The following is a 14,745-nucleotide window of genomic DNA, read 5'->3' as shown; positions in this document are numbered from 1 at the left end:
GGGGGAGGTGGCGCCGAAGGCGACGGAGGGGGCGGACGGCGCCGCACTCTCGATGGCAACCGCTGCCCTCCCCCTCCGTCATCGCTGCGCGATGCCACCTCCCCCTGGCGGGGGAGGATTTGCCTACTTCCCTTCCCGCGCCACTTCGCGCCAGCCGATGTCGCGGCGGCAGAAGCCGGTGGGGAAATCGATGCGGTCGACCGCGCGATAGGCTGCGGCCTGGGCATGCGTGACCGTCGCGCCAGTGGCGGTGACGGTGAGGACGCGGCCGCCGGCGGCGACGAGTTGCTCGCCGTGCATCCGCGTACCCGCCTGAAACACCTGCGCGCCGGTTTCTTCCGCCGAACCGATGCCGCCGATCGCGCCACCGGTCTGCGGCGTGCCGGGATAGCCTGCCGCCGCCATCACCACGGTCAGCGCGGTCTCAGCGCCGAAGCGCGGGGCCGGGCGGCTGGCGAGGTCGCCGGTCTCGGCGGCGAGCATCAGCTCGAGCAGGTCGTCCTCGAGCCGCAGCATCAGCACCTGGCATTCGGGGTCGCCGAAACGGGCGTTGTATTCGATCAGCTTGGGGCCGGTGCGCGTAAGCATCAGCCCGGCATAAAGCACACCCGAATAGGGAATGCCGTCCTTCGCCATCGCCGCAACCGTGGGGCGGATGATGCTGTCGATCGCCTCGGCTTCCAGCTCGGGCGTGAGGACCGGGGCGGGGCTGTAGGCGCCCATGCCGCCGGTATTGGGGCCGGTGTCGCCGTCGCCGACGCGCTTGTGATCCTGCGCCGAGCCGAAATTCATGATCGACACGCCGTCGGTGAGGACGAACAGGCTGGCTTCCTCGCCGTCGAGAAACTCCTCGATCACCGCTTCGCCGCCGGGCTTTTCGAAGATCGCGGCGATCGCGGCCTGCGCCTCGTCCTCGGTCATCGCGACGGTGACGCCCTTGCCGGCGGCGAGGCCGTCGGCCTTGATCACCACCGGGCGGCCGAAATCGCGGGCGAGCGCGAGGCGGGCGGTTTCGAGGTCGCTGACGCGGACATAGCCGGCGGTCGGGATGTTTTCGCGCGCGCACAGATCCTTGGTGAAGCCCTTCGACCCTTCGAGCTGGGCGGCGGCCTGCGACGGGCCGAACACGGGCAGGCCGGCGGCGCGCAAGGCATCGCTGAGGCCGTCGACCAGCGGCGCTTCGGGGCCGATGACGACGAAGCCAATCGAGTGGCGTGTGCAAAACTCGATCACGGCAGCATGATCGGTCAGCGTCACGTCGTGGCATGTCGCGTACCGGGCGATTCCGGGGTTGCCGGGAATCGCGTACAGGCTATCGAGCCGGGGCGATTGCGCGAGCTTCCACGCGAGCGCATGTTCGCGGCCACCAGACCCCAACAGCAGGACGTTCATGCCAGACCCCTTCGACGACGATATGCCGCGGCTCGTAGCCGAGGCGCGGGAGGGGGACAACGCCGAGCCGCTCAGCGTCGGCGAATTATCGCTGAAGCTGAAGCGGATGGTCGAGGGCGAGTTCGGCCATGTGCGGCTGCGCGGCGAGATTTCGGGGTATAAGCGCGCGGCGTCGGGGCACGCCTATCTGTGCCTGAAGGATGCCGACGCGGTAATCGACGCGGTGATGTGGCGCGGCGCGGCGGCGCTGGTGCCGTTCGCGCCGCAGGACGGGATCGAGGTGGTCGCGACCGGCAAGCTCACCACCTATCCGGGCCGCTCCAAATACCAGATCGTGATCGAGCGGATGGAGCTGGCGGGTGAAGGCGCGCTGATGGCGCTGTTCGAAAAGCTGAAGGCGCAGCTGGCCGGGGAGGGGCTGTTCGCGTCCGAACGCAAGCAGCCGCTGCCGTTCGCGCCGCGCACGATCGGCGTGGTGACCTCGCCGACCGGGGCGGTGATCCGCGATATCCTGCACCGGCTGGCGGATCGTTTCCCGAGCCATGTGCTGGTGTGGCCGGTCAAGGTGCAGGGGCAGGGCGCGGCGGAGGAGGTCGCGGCGGCGGTGCGCGGGTTCGATGCCATGCCGGCGGAAGGCCCGGTGCGGCGGCCCGATCTGGTGATCGTCGCGCGCGGCGGCGGCTCGATCGAGGATTTGTGGGCGTTCAACGAGGAAGTGGTGGTGCGCGCGGTCGCGGCCTGCTCGATCCCGATCATCTCGGCGGTGGGGCACGAAACCGACACAAGCCTGTGTGACTTCGCCGCGGATGTGCGCGCGCCGACGCCGACCGCGGCGGCAGAGATGGCGGTGCCGGTGCGCGCCGATCTTGCCCATCATGTCGCGACGCTGGCACTGCGCACCGAACGCTACGCGCGGCGCTATCATGAGCGCGGCGGCGAGCAGCTGGCGGCGCTGGTGCGCGTGCTGCCCAAGCGCGACGCGTTGCTCGGGCCGCAGCGCCAGCGCGCGGACGATGTGGGGGCGCGGCTCGACCGTGCGCTGGAGCGGCGGGTCACGAGTGCGCGTGGCGTGCTGGATCGGGCGGCTGGTGCCCTGCGCCCGGCAGTGCTGGAGCAACGGCTGGCGCGGGCGAGCGACCGGTTGAAGGGGTTCGAGCGGCTGCTGGAATCGGTGCATCCCGAAAAGCCGCTGGCGCGCGGCTATGCCTGGGTCGAGGGGCGGGTGAACGGCAAGGTGATCGCTTCGGCCGAGGCGGCGCGGGCGGCGGGCGCGCTCAAGCTCCATTTCGGGGATGGCGAGGTCGATGCGCGGGTTGAGCGCGGCGGCGGCAAATCCTATGCTGGCGACAAGCCCGAACAGCCTGGCCTGTTCTGATCCCTTTATGAAGCGAGCGTTGCCATGCTGATGTCCTCCACCGCGCGTCCGGCCAAGCTGCACTATATGGCCAATGGCTTTCGCGTGCTGGTGTCGGGCGACCATGTCGTGTGCGCGGTGAGCGGCGAGAAGATCGCGCTCGACGCGCTGCGCTATTGGAGCGTGGCCCGGCAGGAGCCCTATGCGAGCGCCGAGCTGGCGACGAAGGCGGCGCTGACGCCGTGAGGAAACTCGGGGGGGCGAGCGTCGTGGCTGGTGCGCTGCTCGCGATCGGGGCGGGCGGCATCACGCAGCAGCCGCGTGTCGCCGCGTCTTCGCGCAGCGATTTCGCCTTTGACGGGCCGATGATTCAGGGCGCTGCCGTGCTCGGCACCGCGCCCGCGCTGACCAGCCGGATCAATTTCTCCGGCCAAAATGTGCCGGTCGCCGCGGACGGCCGCTTCCTGATCGCGTTCGACCGCGATGCTGGCCCGTCCGCCACGATCGTCGCGACGCGGGTCGATGGCAGCGAAGTGCGTAAGACGCTGACGGTGCAGAAGCGCGCTTGGCGGATCGAACGGCTCGACACGCTGCCGCGCATCGCCCAGCCGAGCGCCGAGTTCGAACGCCGCCGCCCGATCGAAATGGCGCAGATCAACGCCGCGCGCGCTGTCAATGCGGCCTCCAATGGCTGGCGCCAGCGTTTCATGTGGCCGGTGACCGGGCGCATCTCGGGGCTGTTCGGGTCGCAGCGAATCTACAACGGCGAGCCGGGCTCCTATCACGGCGGCGTCGACGTTGCGCGGCCATCGGGCACGCCGATCCTCGCGCCCGCCGACGGCGTCGTGATCCTCGCCGCCGCCTCGCCCTTCACGCTCGAGGGGCGGTTGCTGATGGTTGATCACGGTATGGGGCTGCACAGCGCGTTCCTGCACCTGTCGCGGATCGACGTGAAGGTCGGCGACGTGGTGCGGCGCGGCAAGACGATCGGCGCGATCGGCATGACCGGCCGCGCGACCGGCCCGCATCTCCATTGGGGCATGCGCTGGCGCGACGCCAAGATCGACCCGCTGCTGGTTGCGGGAACGATGCCGGCGACGGCGGACTGAAGATCAGTCGGCCCGATTGACGGGCACCCAGCGGCCGCCCTTGAAAGCGGCCATGAAGCTGCTCATCGCCTTGTCGCTACGCTGGCAATTGGGCGACGCCGAAGGGTTCGACGCGAGCTACCTGCGGGCGTTGCGGGCGATGCCGCACTTAGCCGAAACATGGGTCGCGTGGGAGCGCGCGATCGTTAAGGTCTAGACTTATTCGCGCGCTGACGCGGTAATCGACCGTGCGAGTGCAGCGATCGGGTCGAATCCGTGCTCCCGCTGCTGCCGGCATTGTGTCGTCGGAGCTGGTGCGGCTCGCTGAGGCCGACCTGCTGTTCGCGCGGCTCGGCACGCACGGCGGCGTCGAATTTGCGGAGCAACAGGCGCGCACCTGTTGCGCGCCGGACGCGTGGACGAAGCGGTGCGGCTGATCGAGCCATGGCTGGATACGCCCAGTTGCGCGCGCTATGGCCCTATGTCTCGCTTGCCTGGCGCGTGACCGGCGACCCGCGCTTCGACTGGCTCGCGGGCGATGCCGGGCTGGTCGGTGTGTTCGATCTCGATATCGCCGCACTGATCGACCCGCTGGCGGCATTTATGCGCAGCCGGCATCGCGCTCAGGCGGCGCCTGCGGGCCAGTCGGTCAGGGGCGGCACGCAGACCGCTGGGCCGCTGTTCACGCTCGAAGCGGCCGAAATCCGGCAGTTGCGCGCGGTCGTGCTGGCCGCGGTCGAGCGGCATGTCGCAGCGATGGGCGGATGCGATCCGCGTCATCCGACCCGGCAGCATATCGGCAGGCCGCTTCGCTTCGCCGGATCCTGGTCGGTGCGACTGACCGGCGCCGGCCATCACAGCAATCATATTCATCCGCAGGGCTGGATCAGCTCCGCCTTGTACGTCGCGGTGCCGTCACAGGCCGAGATGGGACCGGCGCCGAACGGCTGGCTGCAACTGGGTCAGCCGCCCCCCGATCTCGCGGGCGGACTGGAGCCATGTCGCCGGATCGAGCCCAAACCGGGGCGGCTGGTGCTGTTCCCATCCTGCATGTGGCACGGGACTCAGCCGATCGACGGCGGCGAGCGGCTGACCGTGGCGTTCGACGTCGCTGCCGTCGGGCCTTAGCGGTCGAACAGGTCGAAGCTGATCTCGCTGCGGATGCCGAGCACGATGGCGTCGGCGACGGTCGGATCGGCGGATGGGCGGCGGACATAGTGGAGGTTCGGCTGCACCGCGAGCCACGGGGTGAGCTGGGTGCGGTAGGTCGCCTCGACCGCGACTTCGGCGGGTGCGGCGCCGGTGAGCGCGCGGTACGGCTCGGCGGTGAAGGCGGCGGCAATGGCGATGCCGAACTCGTCCTCGCCGCGGCCCGGAATCCAGCCGGTGAATTTGAGGCCGGCGCTGGCGAAGAAGTCGAAACTGTTGAAGCGGCCGCTCGCGGTGCCGAAGCGCGCGAAACCGTCGATCTTGCCGTCGGGCTGGTGCGCGAGCGGCAGTTCGGCGCGGATGTAGGTGCCTGAATTGCCGCGGGCTGTGCCGCTGCCGTCGGTCAGGTCGAACGCGGCGGTGTAGCGCCAGTGGCCGAGCAGCAGCTTGCCGCCGCCGAGCGGGGCCTGCACCTCGCCGACGAGCAGCGCGCCTTCGTTTTTGCCGATGCGGATCAGCGTGCGGGCGGGGCGGGTGGGATCGTTCGGGACGCCATCGAGGATCGCGGCGCGGACGGCCCAGCCTTCGGCCGGCTCGACCTGCAACCGTGCGGCAAGCGAGGTCGAAGGGAAGATCGACGGGCCGTTCCGGCCGCTCTGCGCGAAATCGGTGCCGATGCCGTGCGGGCTGCTGACGAACAAAGCCGAGGCGTCGAGCGCGTCGAATTCGGAATTGAGGTCATAGAGGCCGACGCGCAGCGACGCCTTCTCGCCGAACTTCTGGTCGAGCCACGCTTCGTACAGCCGCACCGCCTGAACGCCGGTCTCGATATTGCTGACCGCCTGCGCGTCGCCGGCGAGATCGCTGATCGAATTGCCGTTATTGTAGAGGCCGTAGACGCCGAGGCTGGCGCCAGTCCAGCCGGTCAGCGCCTCGAGATCGGCGCCGAGCACGACGTCGAAATTGTCGAGATAGCGCGTGCCGCGTTCGAGCCCGCCCGCGACGTTGCTCATCACCTCGCTGGTGTAAGTGAGTTCGAGCGAGATCGGGCCGGCATCCTCGCCTTGCTCCTCGCCGGCATGGGTGTGGCTGTGCGGGCGGCCCTGCTCGGCGGGCTGCGGCGGGGCGCCTTCGAGCGAGGCGGTGGCGAGCGCGAGCGAGGAGAAGAACATCAGAAGTTCACCAGAAAGTTGAGCCGGATGCGATCGAGCCAGTCATTCGGCTGGTTGGTGCCCGTATAGAGCGCATCGAGCGGCTTGTAATGGTAGAGGACGAGGTCGAGCACCACGTCCTTGACCGGCACATAGGCGAGGCCGAAGCCGTGCAGCTGGTAGTTGGTGGCGATGTTGGTGTTGTCATGGCTGAACGCGGCGAACACTGCATCGACGCCGACTTCGGAATAATTATAGGCGATGCGCCAGTCGCCCTTCTGCGCGGTGCGCCCGGCGGCGAGTTCGAGGTTGAAGCCGCTGTCGGCGGAGACCGCCGCGCCGAGATTCTTGACATAATCGGCGGTGAAGGTGACCGGCCAGCGCGGGCTTGCGCCGCTCCACGCCAACGCGGCGATGCCGTTGAGCAGGTGGAAGTCGGAGCGATAGCGCCCGCCCACGATCAGGTTGCTGCGGAAGTCGCCGCTGTCCGCGCCGCCGACCGAGTCGAGCCGGTAGTGATAATAGCCGCCGGCCAGCGTGGCTTTGAGCGCAGGCGAGAGCGGCACCGCGGCGACGATCTGGCCGCCGAGCATGTCGCTGTCGCGCGCGGCCTGCGCCTCGTCGATCACGAAATAGATCGCGCGCGCGTCGAGCTTCGCGCCGCCGCCGAGATCGGCGGCGTAGACCGCGCCAAGGCCTTGCGGCACGACATCGCCGTCCCAGACCATGTCGGTGCGCTGGAAGATGTTGGGGAACTTGCCGGCATAGGCGGTCAGGCCGCCATGCGTGTAGCGCAGCCAGGCCTGATCGAGCGAGACGTTCAGGTCATCGAGAAAACTGCCCAGCGTAACGTCGGTCGAGTTGGGATCGTCGGGGTCGCCGGTGGCGAGCTGCGCGCCGACGGTGAGGCCCGGCGCGATGGTGTAGGCGGCGCGGATGCGCGCGCGCAGCACCGAGCGGCCGCGGTCGCGCGCATCGGCGGCGGAGACGTTGAGCTCCTGCCGCACGCGCAGGTCGCCACCGACGTCGAGACCGGGGATGCGGAACGGGCCGGTCGCGGCTGGAACGGCCGCGACGACCGCCACCGACGGCGCGGCGAGTGCGGCAGCGACAGCCATGGGCGGCGGCGCGACCGGCGCTGCGGCGCGTTCGGCACGGACTTGCTTCAACAGCGCGGCCTGCTCGGCGACCAGCGATTCGAGCTGCTGGATACGCTGCTGCTGCTCGGTCAGTCGGCGTTCGAGCGTGTCGAGCCGCGGATCCTGCGCCAGCGCGGGGCTGGCGGCGCTGAGCGCGGCGGCGGCGAGCAGGACGAAACGCATGGACTGACCTTTCAGGCAGTGGGACGCGCGCGCGGCTTGCGGCGCTTGAGCCACAATATGGTGCCGGCGACGATCATCGTGATCAGCCACAGCCCGATAAAGACCGACAGGATGCGGCCGACCAGACCGCCGGCCTCGCCGGTGTGGATCGGAAACAGCGCGCTCATGAACGCGCGCGACGGCTCGGCCTGCATGATCGGATATGTACCACGGACCTTGCCGCTATTGGCATCGACCAGCACGATGCTGCCGCCATAGCCGCGGCGGATCTCGTCGGGCGCGAGGACGCGGATCGTGTAGGTCGCGTCCTCGGCCTTGGGCCAGGTGACGGCGGTGAGCGTGCTGCCCGGAATCGCGGCGAGCGCGGCGGCGGAGACGGTGGCGAAACCGACCGGATCGCCGGCCGGTGGATTGGCGGGGAGCGAGACCGGCGTGGCGCCGATCAGGTTGCCGACGCCCTTTTCGAACTTCATCAGCGTACCGCTCAGCACGATGATCAGCGCGGGGATCGCGACCCACAGGCCGAGCGCGCGGTGCCAGGTGTAGAGCTTCGCCGCCGACGGCCCGCGCGTGGCGGGGCGGAGCGCCTGTTTCCACGTCCCGCGCTTCGGCCAGGCGGTGACGATGCCGAGGATCAGATTGGTGCACAAAAGGATGCCGCTGATCGCGACGAGCCAGCTGCCCCAGCTGCCCAGCAGATCATGGTGAAAGCCGACCATCCAGCCGATGAAAGTGGTGTCGCCGTCCTTGCTGACCTTGAGTTCGGTGCCGTCGCCCGCGATGCGCACGCTGCGGCCGTCACCGGCGGCGTCCTCGAGTGCGATATTGTAGCGCTCGCTGCCGCTCGCGGTGGTCCACACGGACTTGACCGCCATGCCGCTGCCCTCCGGCGCGAGCGCGTCGATGCGGCGCTCGATCGCGGCGAGGTCGGTCGGCTTGCGCGCGCCAGCGACGCTGGCGTCGGTGATTTCCCAGTGGAACACGATCAGCACGCCGCTGATTGCCTGGAGCAGCCAGAAGATGGCCGCGCCGAGGCTGAGCCAGCGATGGATGGTGAGGATCTGGCGGCGCAGCGGCCGCGGCGAGGGGGCTGAAGACACGCTCATCCTGCCGGTGTGCCCGCCCGGCAAGGACCGCAAAACATCCAGCTTGGCGCGGGATTGGGGGACCAATGGCGAAGGCAGCGGTTTCACTTCCAAATTGTACTATAGCGATGTATAAAACACAATTATCATGTTGAGGGTTCCAGCGCTACCGCGGCGACGGGTGCCGCGCCAAGCCGGCGGGTAAGCTTTGGCGCGAACCCGACGAAAAACGGCCCGGTCGTCGTCGACCGGGCCGTCAGGTATCGTGCGGCAGAGCCGCGGATGATCAGAAGTCGATCGTGGCCGAAGCCTTGAACGTGCGCGGCAGGCCCTGGACGAGATAGCCGCCCATCGAAGACGCCCAGAAGCGCTTGTTGGCGACATTGTCGACATTGAAGCGAAGCGTGATCGGTGCATCTGCCACGGCGAACACGTAGCGCGCGCCGAGGTCGAAGCGGGTCCACTCTGGCAGAATGATGCTGTTCGTGACGTTGAACGCCTGCTTGCCGGTCTGCATCACCCGGCCGGTGAGCGTCAGGCCGCCATACACATCCCATTCGACATTGGCGTTGGCCGTGTATTCGGGCACGCCGAGCGCATTGCGGCCGTCGTTCGCGCCGCCAGCCGTGCGCTGCTGCGTGGCATCGGTGATGGAGACGCCGGCGATGATGCGCAGGCCCTTGACGGGTTCACCGTCGACGCTGACCTCGATACCCTTGTTGCGCTGCAAGCCATCGAGCGTGAATACGTTGTTGACGGTCAGCGTCTGTGGCCGATCGGTCTGGAACGCCGCGATGGACGCGTTGAACCGACCGAGCGCGAGCTTGCCGCCGACCTCATATTGCACGGCCTGATAGGGCGGGAACACCTGCCCGGCGTTGAGCGCGGGGGCCAAGGCAACCGGCCCCTGAAGCAGCGCCGCGATACGATTGGCGTAGAGCGAAATCTTTTCACTCGGCCGGATCACGATGCCGACGACCGGCGAGGTCGTGCCCTTGCTGTACTCGCTGGTCTGGGCGCCCGAGTTCCGATCATATTGCCGCAGATGGATGTTCTGATATCGCAGACCGAGGGTCACCTGCACGACATCGTCGGCGAAGCCCAGCGTGTCGGACACGAAGATGCTGTCGAGGCGGGTGCGGCTGACGAGGCTCGGATCGGCGAGGTTGCCGGCCCGGAAGGCGTTAAACACCGGCAGAGCGATCTGCCGTGGATTGTAAAGGTTGTTCAAATTGGTGCCGCCGACGGTATCGGCGTCGAAGCGGCCGAACTCGAAGGAGTTCCGGTTGATGTAGCGGCTGTGCGAATAGCCGAGGTTGAGCTGGTGGGTGATGCCCGCGCCTTCGCCCTTCAGCCGCAGACCGGCCTGTGCTGCTTCGTTGTTGTCGTTGCGCGGGATATTGGAACCGGTCACGAACGCGTCGCCCGTGATCGAATTGCGCACCTGGAAGCCCTGATAGATACCGCGCTCCGCGGTGTCGCGAGCACCGGCCGAGGCATAGAACAACAGATTTTCGGTCACGTCATATTCGAACTTGAAGATGCCGAAAATGTCGCGGATCGTCTGATTGTACCAGTTCTGCCCGTAGTTGAGATCGGCGCGGGGCGGGGTCGGCAGAGTGGTTGCGGTGCCGGTAAGCTGGACCATCGGCCGCATGTGCTGCGCCTTGACGCTCTGATAGGCGAGGTCGAGGCTGACGCGCAGATTGTCGGTGCGGATATCGAAGCTGCCGCCGACCACCGCCGATTTGCGGAATTCGTCATCGACCGAAATGTCGCCCGAACGGTACGCGCCGTTGATGCGCGCGCCGAATGTGCCGTCGCCGAAACGGCGGCCGAAGTCGAACGCGCCGCCGAGATGCTGGTCCGACAGATAGTTGACGGTGAGGCGGTTGGTGTCCTTGTCCTTCGCGCGCTTCGGCGAGAGGTTGACGGTGCCGCCCAGCGCCGAGCCGCCCGGCGCTGCGCCGAACAGGAAGGCGCTCGCGCCGTTGAGGATCTGGACCTGATCGTAGAGCTCGGGCGAGACGAGCTGGCGCGGCGTGACGCCGAACAGGCCGTCGATCGCGATGTCTTCGCCAAACAGATTGAAGCCGCGGACGACGAACTGTTCGGACATGTTGCCGAAGCCGAGCGTGGTGCGCACCGAAGGATCGTTCTCGAGCACCGCGCCGAGCGTCAGCGGCTGCTGGTTGAGGATCAGCGCCTCATTGTAGCTCTTGACCGCGAACGGCGTGTCCATCGCGTCCTTGTCGCCCAGCGCACCGAGCGAGCCATTGCGGCTGACCTGGGTCTGGTTGTCGCGCTGCGCGGTGACGATGATGCTGTTCTCGTCCTCGGCGGTGTCCTGCGCGAAAGCGGGCGCGGTCGAGACAAGTGCCGCGGCGAGCGCGGTCAGGGCGGTTCCCCGGATGACGGTACGATAGGCTACCATGTTCAATCCCCCGAAATGGTGTTCGTGTTTCCTCCCGACACGGTCCGACCTTTTGGTTCAGACCTGTTATCGCATCCTGACACTGATCGTCGAAATTGGGCCGCGAAACATCCAGTTTGCAGGTTGGCAAGGGACCAATTGGGTATAAACGGGGCCAGGACGGGTAAGCAGCCGGGGCCAATCCCCGGCATGTCGTGCGGGGCGGGTAGCGCTATCCGTAATCGATGTAAATGCGTATCATTCGCAACTAACTGGTAGCGCCATGTAGTTGTGCCGCCCGCGGCGTGGCGCCGCGGGCGGAGGGGCGTCTTATTTGAGCTTGGCGCGAGGCGGGTTGCTCGCGCGCCAGGCATCGAGGCGCGCAAGCCACTTGCCGGCCGAGACCGGGCCGACCGTCTTCGAGTCGGTATGCTCGGCGACGAGCTCGCGGATGTTGACGAAATAGGCCGGGCCGTTCGGCAGGCCGAGTTCCTTGTGCTTCGCCGCCATCTTGGCTTCCTGCTCGGGCGTCGGCTTGTAACCGGTCACCGGCTTGAACAGGATCACGTCGAAATCGGCGCCATTCTCGTGGAAGAACAGCTGGATGGGCGGCAGGCCCGCGGCGGCGGCAACCTGATCGGCCTGATCGATGCGGCGGATGAATTCCTCCTGCTTGCCCGGGGCGAGCTTGAAGATCTCGAACCAGGCTTCAGGCCATTCCTCGGCGGCGGGCGCAGGCGTCGCCGGCTTGGTCTGCGCGGCGGCCGGGACGATCGCCGCGAGCGATGCGGCGAGTGTGAGTGCGATGAGTTTCATGACGTTCCTCCTTGGATAGGATGACGCTCGGCCCGTTGGGTGGAACACAAAACATCCAACTGACCCGGGGTAGAGGGGACCAGGAAGGACCCCCTTGCGCCGGTTACTTGAACTTGGCGCGGGGCGGGTTGGCGGCGCGCCAGCCATCGAGACGCCTGATCCACTGGCCGGCCGAGACCGGGCCGATCGTCCTGGAGTCGGTGTGCGAGGCGATGAACTCGCGGATATCGACGAAATAGGCCGGGCCGCTCGGGATGCCGAGCTCCTTGCGCTTGGCCGCCATCTTCGCCTCCTGCTCCGGCGTCGGCGCCGCAGCGACCGGCTTGAACAGGATCACGTCGAACTCGGCGCCATTCTCGTGAAAGAAGATCTGCACCGGCGGCAGGCCCGCGGCGGCGCGCACCTGATCGGTCTGGTCGAGGCGGCGGATGAAGTCTTCCTGCTTGCCGGGGGCGAGCTTGAAGATCTCGAACCACGCTTCGGGCCATGCCTCGGCGGCGGCCGCAGGCGCGGCGGGGCTGGTCTGCGCGCTGGCAGGAACGATGGCGGCGAACGACGCGGCGAGCGTGAGTGCGATGAGCTTCATGTTGGGCTTCTCCCTGAGACCCAATCAGCATCGGCGCATCGAGTGGATCGCAAAACATCCAACCCTGGCCCGATCGATGGGACCAGTGGCCCTAGCCCGCCGCTTCGCGCAGCGCGGCGACCGCGGTCCGCGCCTCATGTGCGTTGAGGCTGGCGAAGCCGATGCGCAGCCCCTGCTGCGCGCCCTCGCGCGTCATGAACGAGCGCGACGAGGCGAAGCGTAGCCCCATCGCCGCCGCCCGCGCCTCCATCGCGTCGAGATCGGTGTGGAAGCGCAGCCAGAAGGCGAGGCCGCCATCGGGCAGCTTGTAATCGACCAGGTCGCCGAGCGTGCGGTCGATCTCCGCGGCGAAGGTCTCGCGGCGCTTGGCATAGACCTGTCGTACCTTGCGCGCGTGGCGGCGCAGCTCGCCATTCTCGATCAGCTCGGTCGCCGCGTCCTCGGTCAGCGTGTTGCCCATGCCGTCGGTCAGCGAGACCATGTGCGCCAGCGCGTCGATTACCGGCGGCGGCGCGGCGACATAGCCGATGCGCAACGCCGGCAGCAGCAGCTTCGAGAGCGAGCCGACATAGATGACGTGCCCCGGTCCGTACCCGGCCATCGGCAGCAGCGGCTGCGATTCGAAATGGAATTCGTGGTCGTAATCGTCCTCGATGATCGCGAAGCCGAACTGGCGCGAGAGCTCGAGCAGGCGCAGGCGGCGTTCGGGGCGCAGCGCGACGGTGGTCGGGAACTGGTGGTGCGGCGTCACGAACACCGCGCGCACGGCGTTGCGGCGGCAGGCATGCTCGACCGCGTCGATATCGATGCCGTCCTCATCGAGTCCGACCGGCAGGATCTTGGCGCCGAGCGCCTTGAACGCCGCGACCGCGGGTTCGTAGGTCAATTCCTCGACGATCACCGAATCGCCCGGCTGGACCAGCGCGTGCGCCGCGAGGAAGATGCCGTTCTGGCTGCCGCGCGTGATGCAGATATTTTCCATGCTCACCGGCAGGCCGCGCTGGCTCTTGAGCATCGTCGCGACGCTTTCGCGCAAGCCCGGCGAGCCGCGCGGGTCGCGATACTGGAAGCCATTCTCGCGCGAGGCGCGGTGCGCGGCGGAGCGATAGGCGCGGGCGAGCAGGTCGGCGGGGAACAGCCGGCCGTCGGGCGCGCCCTCGTCGAGCTTGAGGCCGGGGCCGGAGGGCAGCGCCAGCGCGCGTTCGGGTGGCGTGGCGAAGCGATAGTCGATGGGCACGTTGCTCATCGTCACTTCGGCCTCGCTATGCTGCTTGCCGACCTGATCGGGCAGCGAGGTCGAGACCATCGTGCCGCGCGTGCCCGCGGAGGCGAGCCAGCCCTGTGCGATCAGGTCCTCATAGGCGAGCACCACCGTCTTGCGGTTGACGCCCAATATGTGCGCCAGCTCGCGGCTGCTGGGGAGATAGGTGCCGGACGCGAGCCGGCCGCGTTCGATGTCGCGGATCAGCGCCTGGATGATCTGCATATAGATCGGCACGTCACGCGATGGATCGATGCGATCGCCGAGACTGACCTGCCAGGGCCGAAGCATTGGACCACTCCTCTAACTGCATATTGGTGGAGGAAGGGGCCAAGCCTAACGCCCGCGATCCACGCGCGCAATGGGGCGCTGGACCATCGGCCTTTTTCGTCTTGGTGCTTGATGCCAGTCCAAGCCTCGGGGACAAGGAGGCTCAATGATGAGTGTTGGGGCGAATGAGCGGAGCTGAAGGGGCAGCAGCGTTGGCGAACGGAGCAGGCGCGAAACAGGTGCCGTTGTTCGAGCGGTTCGCGCCGGCCGACGTGCGCGCGCTGATCGAGGCGTATCCGCTGGCGTGGGTGTGCGGCGGATCGGACGACGCGATCGAGGCGAGCCTGTTGCCGCTGATCGGCGTGTATGACGAGGCGGATGAGCTGGTCGAACTGATCGGGCATCTCGCCAGGTCCAACCCGCTCTATGCCAGGCTGTCGGGCGATCCGCGCGCCTCGATCCTGTTCAAGGGGCCTGACGCCTATGTCAGCCCGGAACATGCCGGGCGGCGCGACTGGGGTCCGACCTGGAACTATGCGCAGGTCCGCATCGGCGCCGAGATCCGGTTCGACGAGGCGTTGACCGACCATTCGCTGCAAGTGCTGACCGACGCGGTCGAATCCGGCCGTGCGGCGCCATGGACGGCGAGCGAGCTGGGCGAGCGCTATACGGGGATGAAGAGCCGCATCATCGGCTTCCGCGCGCGCGTCACCAGCCTGTCGGCGAAGTTCAAACTGGGGCAGGATGAGACCCCGGAGACGTTGCACGCGATCCTCGGGGCCTTGCCCGACGATGCGATGACGGCGTGGATGCGGCGGTTCAATCCCGGAAGATAACCGGGGCCGCCATGTTTTGGGG

Annotated in this window: 15 protein-coding genes; 7 read left to right on the top strand and 8 right to left on the bottom strand. The window is 67.8% G+C overall.

Features of this window, described 5'->3' with window-relative positions; translation table 11 throughout:
- Window positions 1–123 precede the first annotated feature (123 nt).
- Window positions 124–1,392: a phosphoribosylamine--glycine ligase gene (purD, locus tag M9978_RS10905; RefSeq protein WP_254293072.1), complete on the bottom strand. Its 1,269-nt coding sequence runs from the start codon at window positions 1,390–1,392 to the stop codon at window positions 124–126.
- Here purD and xseA point away from each other — a divergent pair.
- From xseA to M9978_RS10880, 6 genes are all read left to right on the top strand, one after another.
- Entirely contained in the window at window positions 1,391–2,767 is a 1,377-nt protein-coding gene (gene xseA / locus M9978_RS10900; RefSeq protein WP_254293071.1) for an exodeoxyribonuclease VII large subunit, read from the top strand. The two genes, purD and xseA, sit on opposite strands and share 2 nt — an antisense overlap.
- Before the next feature lie 24 nt (window positions 2,768–2,791).
- On the top strand, window positions 2,792–2,992 hold the full coding sequence (locus M9978_RS10895) for a DUF2093 domain-containing protein (protein WP_254293070.1): 201 nt from the start codon (window positions 2,792–2,794) through the stop codon (window positions 2,990–2,992).
- Complete coding sequence (locus M9978_RS10890; protein WP_436977182.1) at window positions 2,989–3,855, top strand: M23 family metallopeptidase; 867 nt, start codon at window positions 2,989–2,991, stop codon at window positions 3,853–3,855. The genes M9978_RS10895 and M9978_RS10890 overlap by 4 nt, the downstream gene beginning before the upstream one ends.
- Before the next feature lie 52 nt (window positions 3,856–3,907).
- Window positions 3,908–4,051 carry a hypothetical protein gene (locus tag M9978_RS10885; RefSeq protein WP_254293069.1) on the top strand — a complete coding sequence of 48 codons (144 nt, stop codon included), beginning with the start codon at window positions 3,908–3,910 and terminating at the stop codon, window positions 4,049–4,051.
- A gap of 97 nt (window positions 4,052–4,148) precedes the next feature.
- Window positions 4,149–4,271, top strand: coding sequence for a hypothetical protein (locus M9978_RS23095; RefSeq protein WP_302053931.1), 123 nt, complete (start codon window positions 4,149–4,151; stop codon window positions 4,269–4,271).
- A 7-nt stretch (window positions 4,272–4,278) separates the two neighbouring features.
- Complete coding sequence (locus tag M9978_RS10880; RefSeq protein ID WP_254293068.1) at window positions 4,279–4,962, top strand: putative 2OG-Fe(II) oxygenase; 684 nt, start codon at window positions 4,279–4,281, stop codon at window positions 4,960–4,962.
- On the opposite strand, the gene M9978_RS10875 is transcribed toward M9978_RS10880, so the two are convergent.
- The 7 genes from M9978_RS10875 to pdxR form a co-directional block, all read right to left on the bottom strand.
- A complete protein-coding gene (locus M9978_RS10875) occupies window positions 4,959–6,155 on the bottom strand; it encodes a carbohydrate porin (RefSeq protein ID WP_254293067.1) in 1,197 nt (398 codons plus the stop codon). The genes M9978_RS10880 and M9978_RS10875 overlap by 4 nt on opposite strands.
- Window positions 6,155–7,456, bottom strand: a complete 1,302-nt coding sequence (locus M9978_RS10870) for a putative porin (RefSeq protein WP_254293066.1) — start codon at window positions 7,454–7,456, stop codon at window positions 6,155–6,157. The genes M9978_RS10875 and M9978_RS10870 overlap by 1 nt, the downstream gene beginning before the upstream one ends.
- Window positions 7,457–7,467: 11 nt before the next feature.
- Window positions 7,468–8,562, bottom strand: a complete 1,095-nt coding sequence (locus tag M9978_RS10865; RefSeq protein WP_254293065.1) for a PepSY-associated TM helix domain-containing protein — start codon at window positions 8,560–8,562, stop codon at window positions 7,468–7,470.
- 265 nt (window positions 8,563–8,827) lie between these two features.
- Window positions 8,828–10,975 (bottom strand): TonB-dependent receptor, encoded by a 2,148-nt coding sequence (locus tag M9978_RS10860; RefSeq protein WP_254293064.1) that lies wholly within the window; start codon window positions 10,973–10,975, stop codon window positions 8,828–8,830.
- 309 nt (window positions 10,976–11,284) lie between these two features.
- Window positions 11,285–11,770 (bottom strand): hypothetical protein, encoded by a 486-nt coding sequence (locus M9978_RS10855; RefSeq protein ID WP_254293063.1) that lies wholly within the window; start codon window positions 11,768–11,770, stop codon window positions 11,285–11,287.
- Between the two features lie 103 nt (window positions 11,771–11,873).
- On the bottom strand, window positions 11,874–12,356 hold the full coding sequence (locus M9978_RS10850; protein WP_254293062.1) for a hypothetical protein: 483 nt from the start codon (window positions 12,354–12,356) through the stop codon (window positions 11,874–11,876).
- A 91-nt stretch (window positions 12,357–12,447) separates the two neighbouring features.
- Window positions 12,448–13,908 (bottom strand): MocR-like pyridoxine biosynthesis transcription factor PdxR, encoded by a 1,461-nt coding sequence (pdxR, locus tag M9978_RS10845; protein WP_254293061.1) that lies wholly within the window; start codon window positions 13,906–13,908, stop codon window positions 12,448–12,450.
- 191 nt (window positions 13,909–14,099) lie between these two features.
- On the opposite strand from pdxR, the gene M9978_RS10840 reads away from it, so the two are divergent.
- Window positions 14,100–14,723: an FMN-binding negative transcriptional regulator gene (locus M9978_RS10840; protein WP_254293060.1), complete on the top strand. Its 624-nt coding sequence runs from the start codon at window positions 14,100–14,102 to the stop codon at window positions 14,721–14,723.
- The last annotated feature ends 22 nt before the right edge of the window (window positions 14,724–14,745 follow it).

The sequence above is a fragment of the Sphingomonas tagetis genome (assembly GCF_024211275.1).
Classification (GTDB): Bacteria; Pseudomonadota; Alphaproteobacteria; order Sphingomonadales; family Sphingomonadaceae; genus Sphingomonas; species Sphingomonas tagetis.
The sequence above is the reverse complement of the archived record's forward strand: the minus strand, read 5'-3'. Positions and strand labels throughout refer to the sequence as shown.

Coding starts and splice junctions, on each gene's coding strand:
- purD (WP_254293072.1), bottom strand. CDS start 1,392: ATGAACGTCCTGCTGTTGGGGTCTGGTGGCCGCGAACATGCGCTCGCG.
- pdxR (WP_254293061.1), bottom strand. CDS start 13,908: ATGCTTCGGCCCTGGCAGGTCAGTCTCGGCGATCGCATCGATCCATCG.
- M9978_RS10870 (WP_254293066.1), bottom strand. CDS start 7,456: ATGCGTTTCGTCCTGCTCGCCGCCGCCGCGCTCAGCGCCGCCAGCCCC.
- M9978_RS10850 (WP_254293062.1), bottom strand. CDS start 12,356: ATGAAGCTCATCGCACTCACGCTCGCCGCGTCGTTCGCCGCCATCGTT.
- xseA (WP_254293071.1), top strand. CDS start 1,391: ATGCCAGACCCCTTCGACGACGATATGCCGCGGCTCGTAGCCGAGGCG.
- M9978_RS10895 (WP_254293070.1), top strand. CDS start 2,792: ATGCTGATGTCCTCCACCGCGCGTCCGGCCAAGCTGCACTATATGGCC.
- M9978_RS10880 (WP_254293068.1), top strand. CDS start 4,279: ATGGCTGGATACGCCCAGTTGCGCGCGCTATGGCCCTATGTCTCGCTT.
- M9978_RS10860 (WP_254293064.1), bottom strand. CDS start 10,975: ATGGTAGCCTATCGTACCGTCATCCGGGGAACCGCCCTGACCGCGCTC.
- M9978_RS10875 (WP_254293067.1), bottom strand. CDS start 6,155: ATGTTCTTCTCCTCGCTCGCGCTCGCCACCGCCTCGCTCGAAGGCGCC.
- M9978_RS10885 (WP_254293069.1), top strand. CDS start 3,908: ATGAAGCTGCTCATCGCCTTGTCGCTACGCTGGCAATTGGGCGACGCC.
- M9978_RS10855 (WP_254293063.1), bottom strand. CDS start 11,770: ATGAAACTCATCGCACTCACACTCGCCGCATCGCTCGCGGCGATCGTC.
- M9978_RS10865 (WP_254293065.1), bottom strand. CDS start 8,562: ATGAGCGTGTCTTCAGCCCCCTCGCCGCGGCCGCTGCGCCGCCAGATC.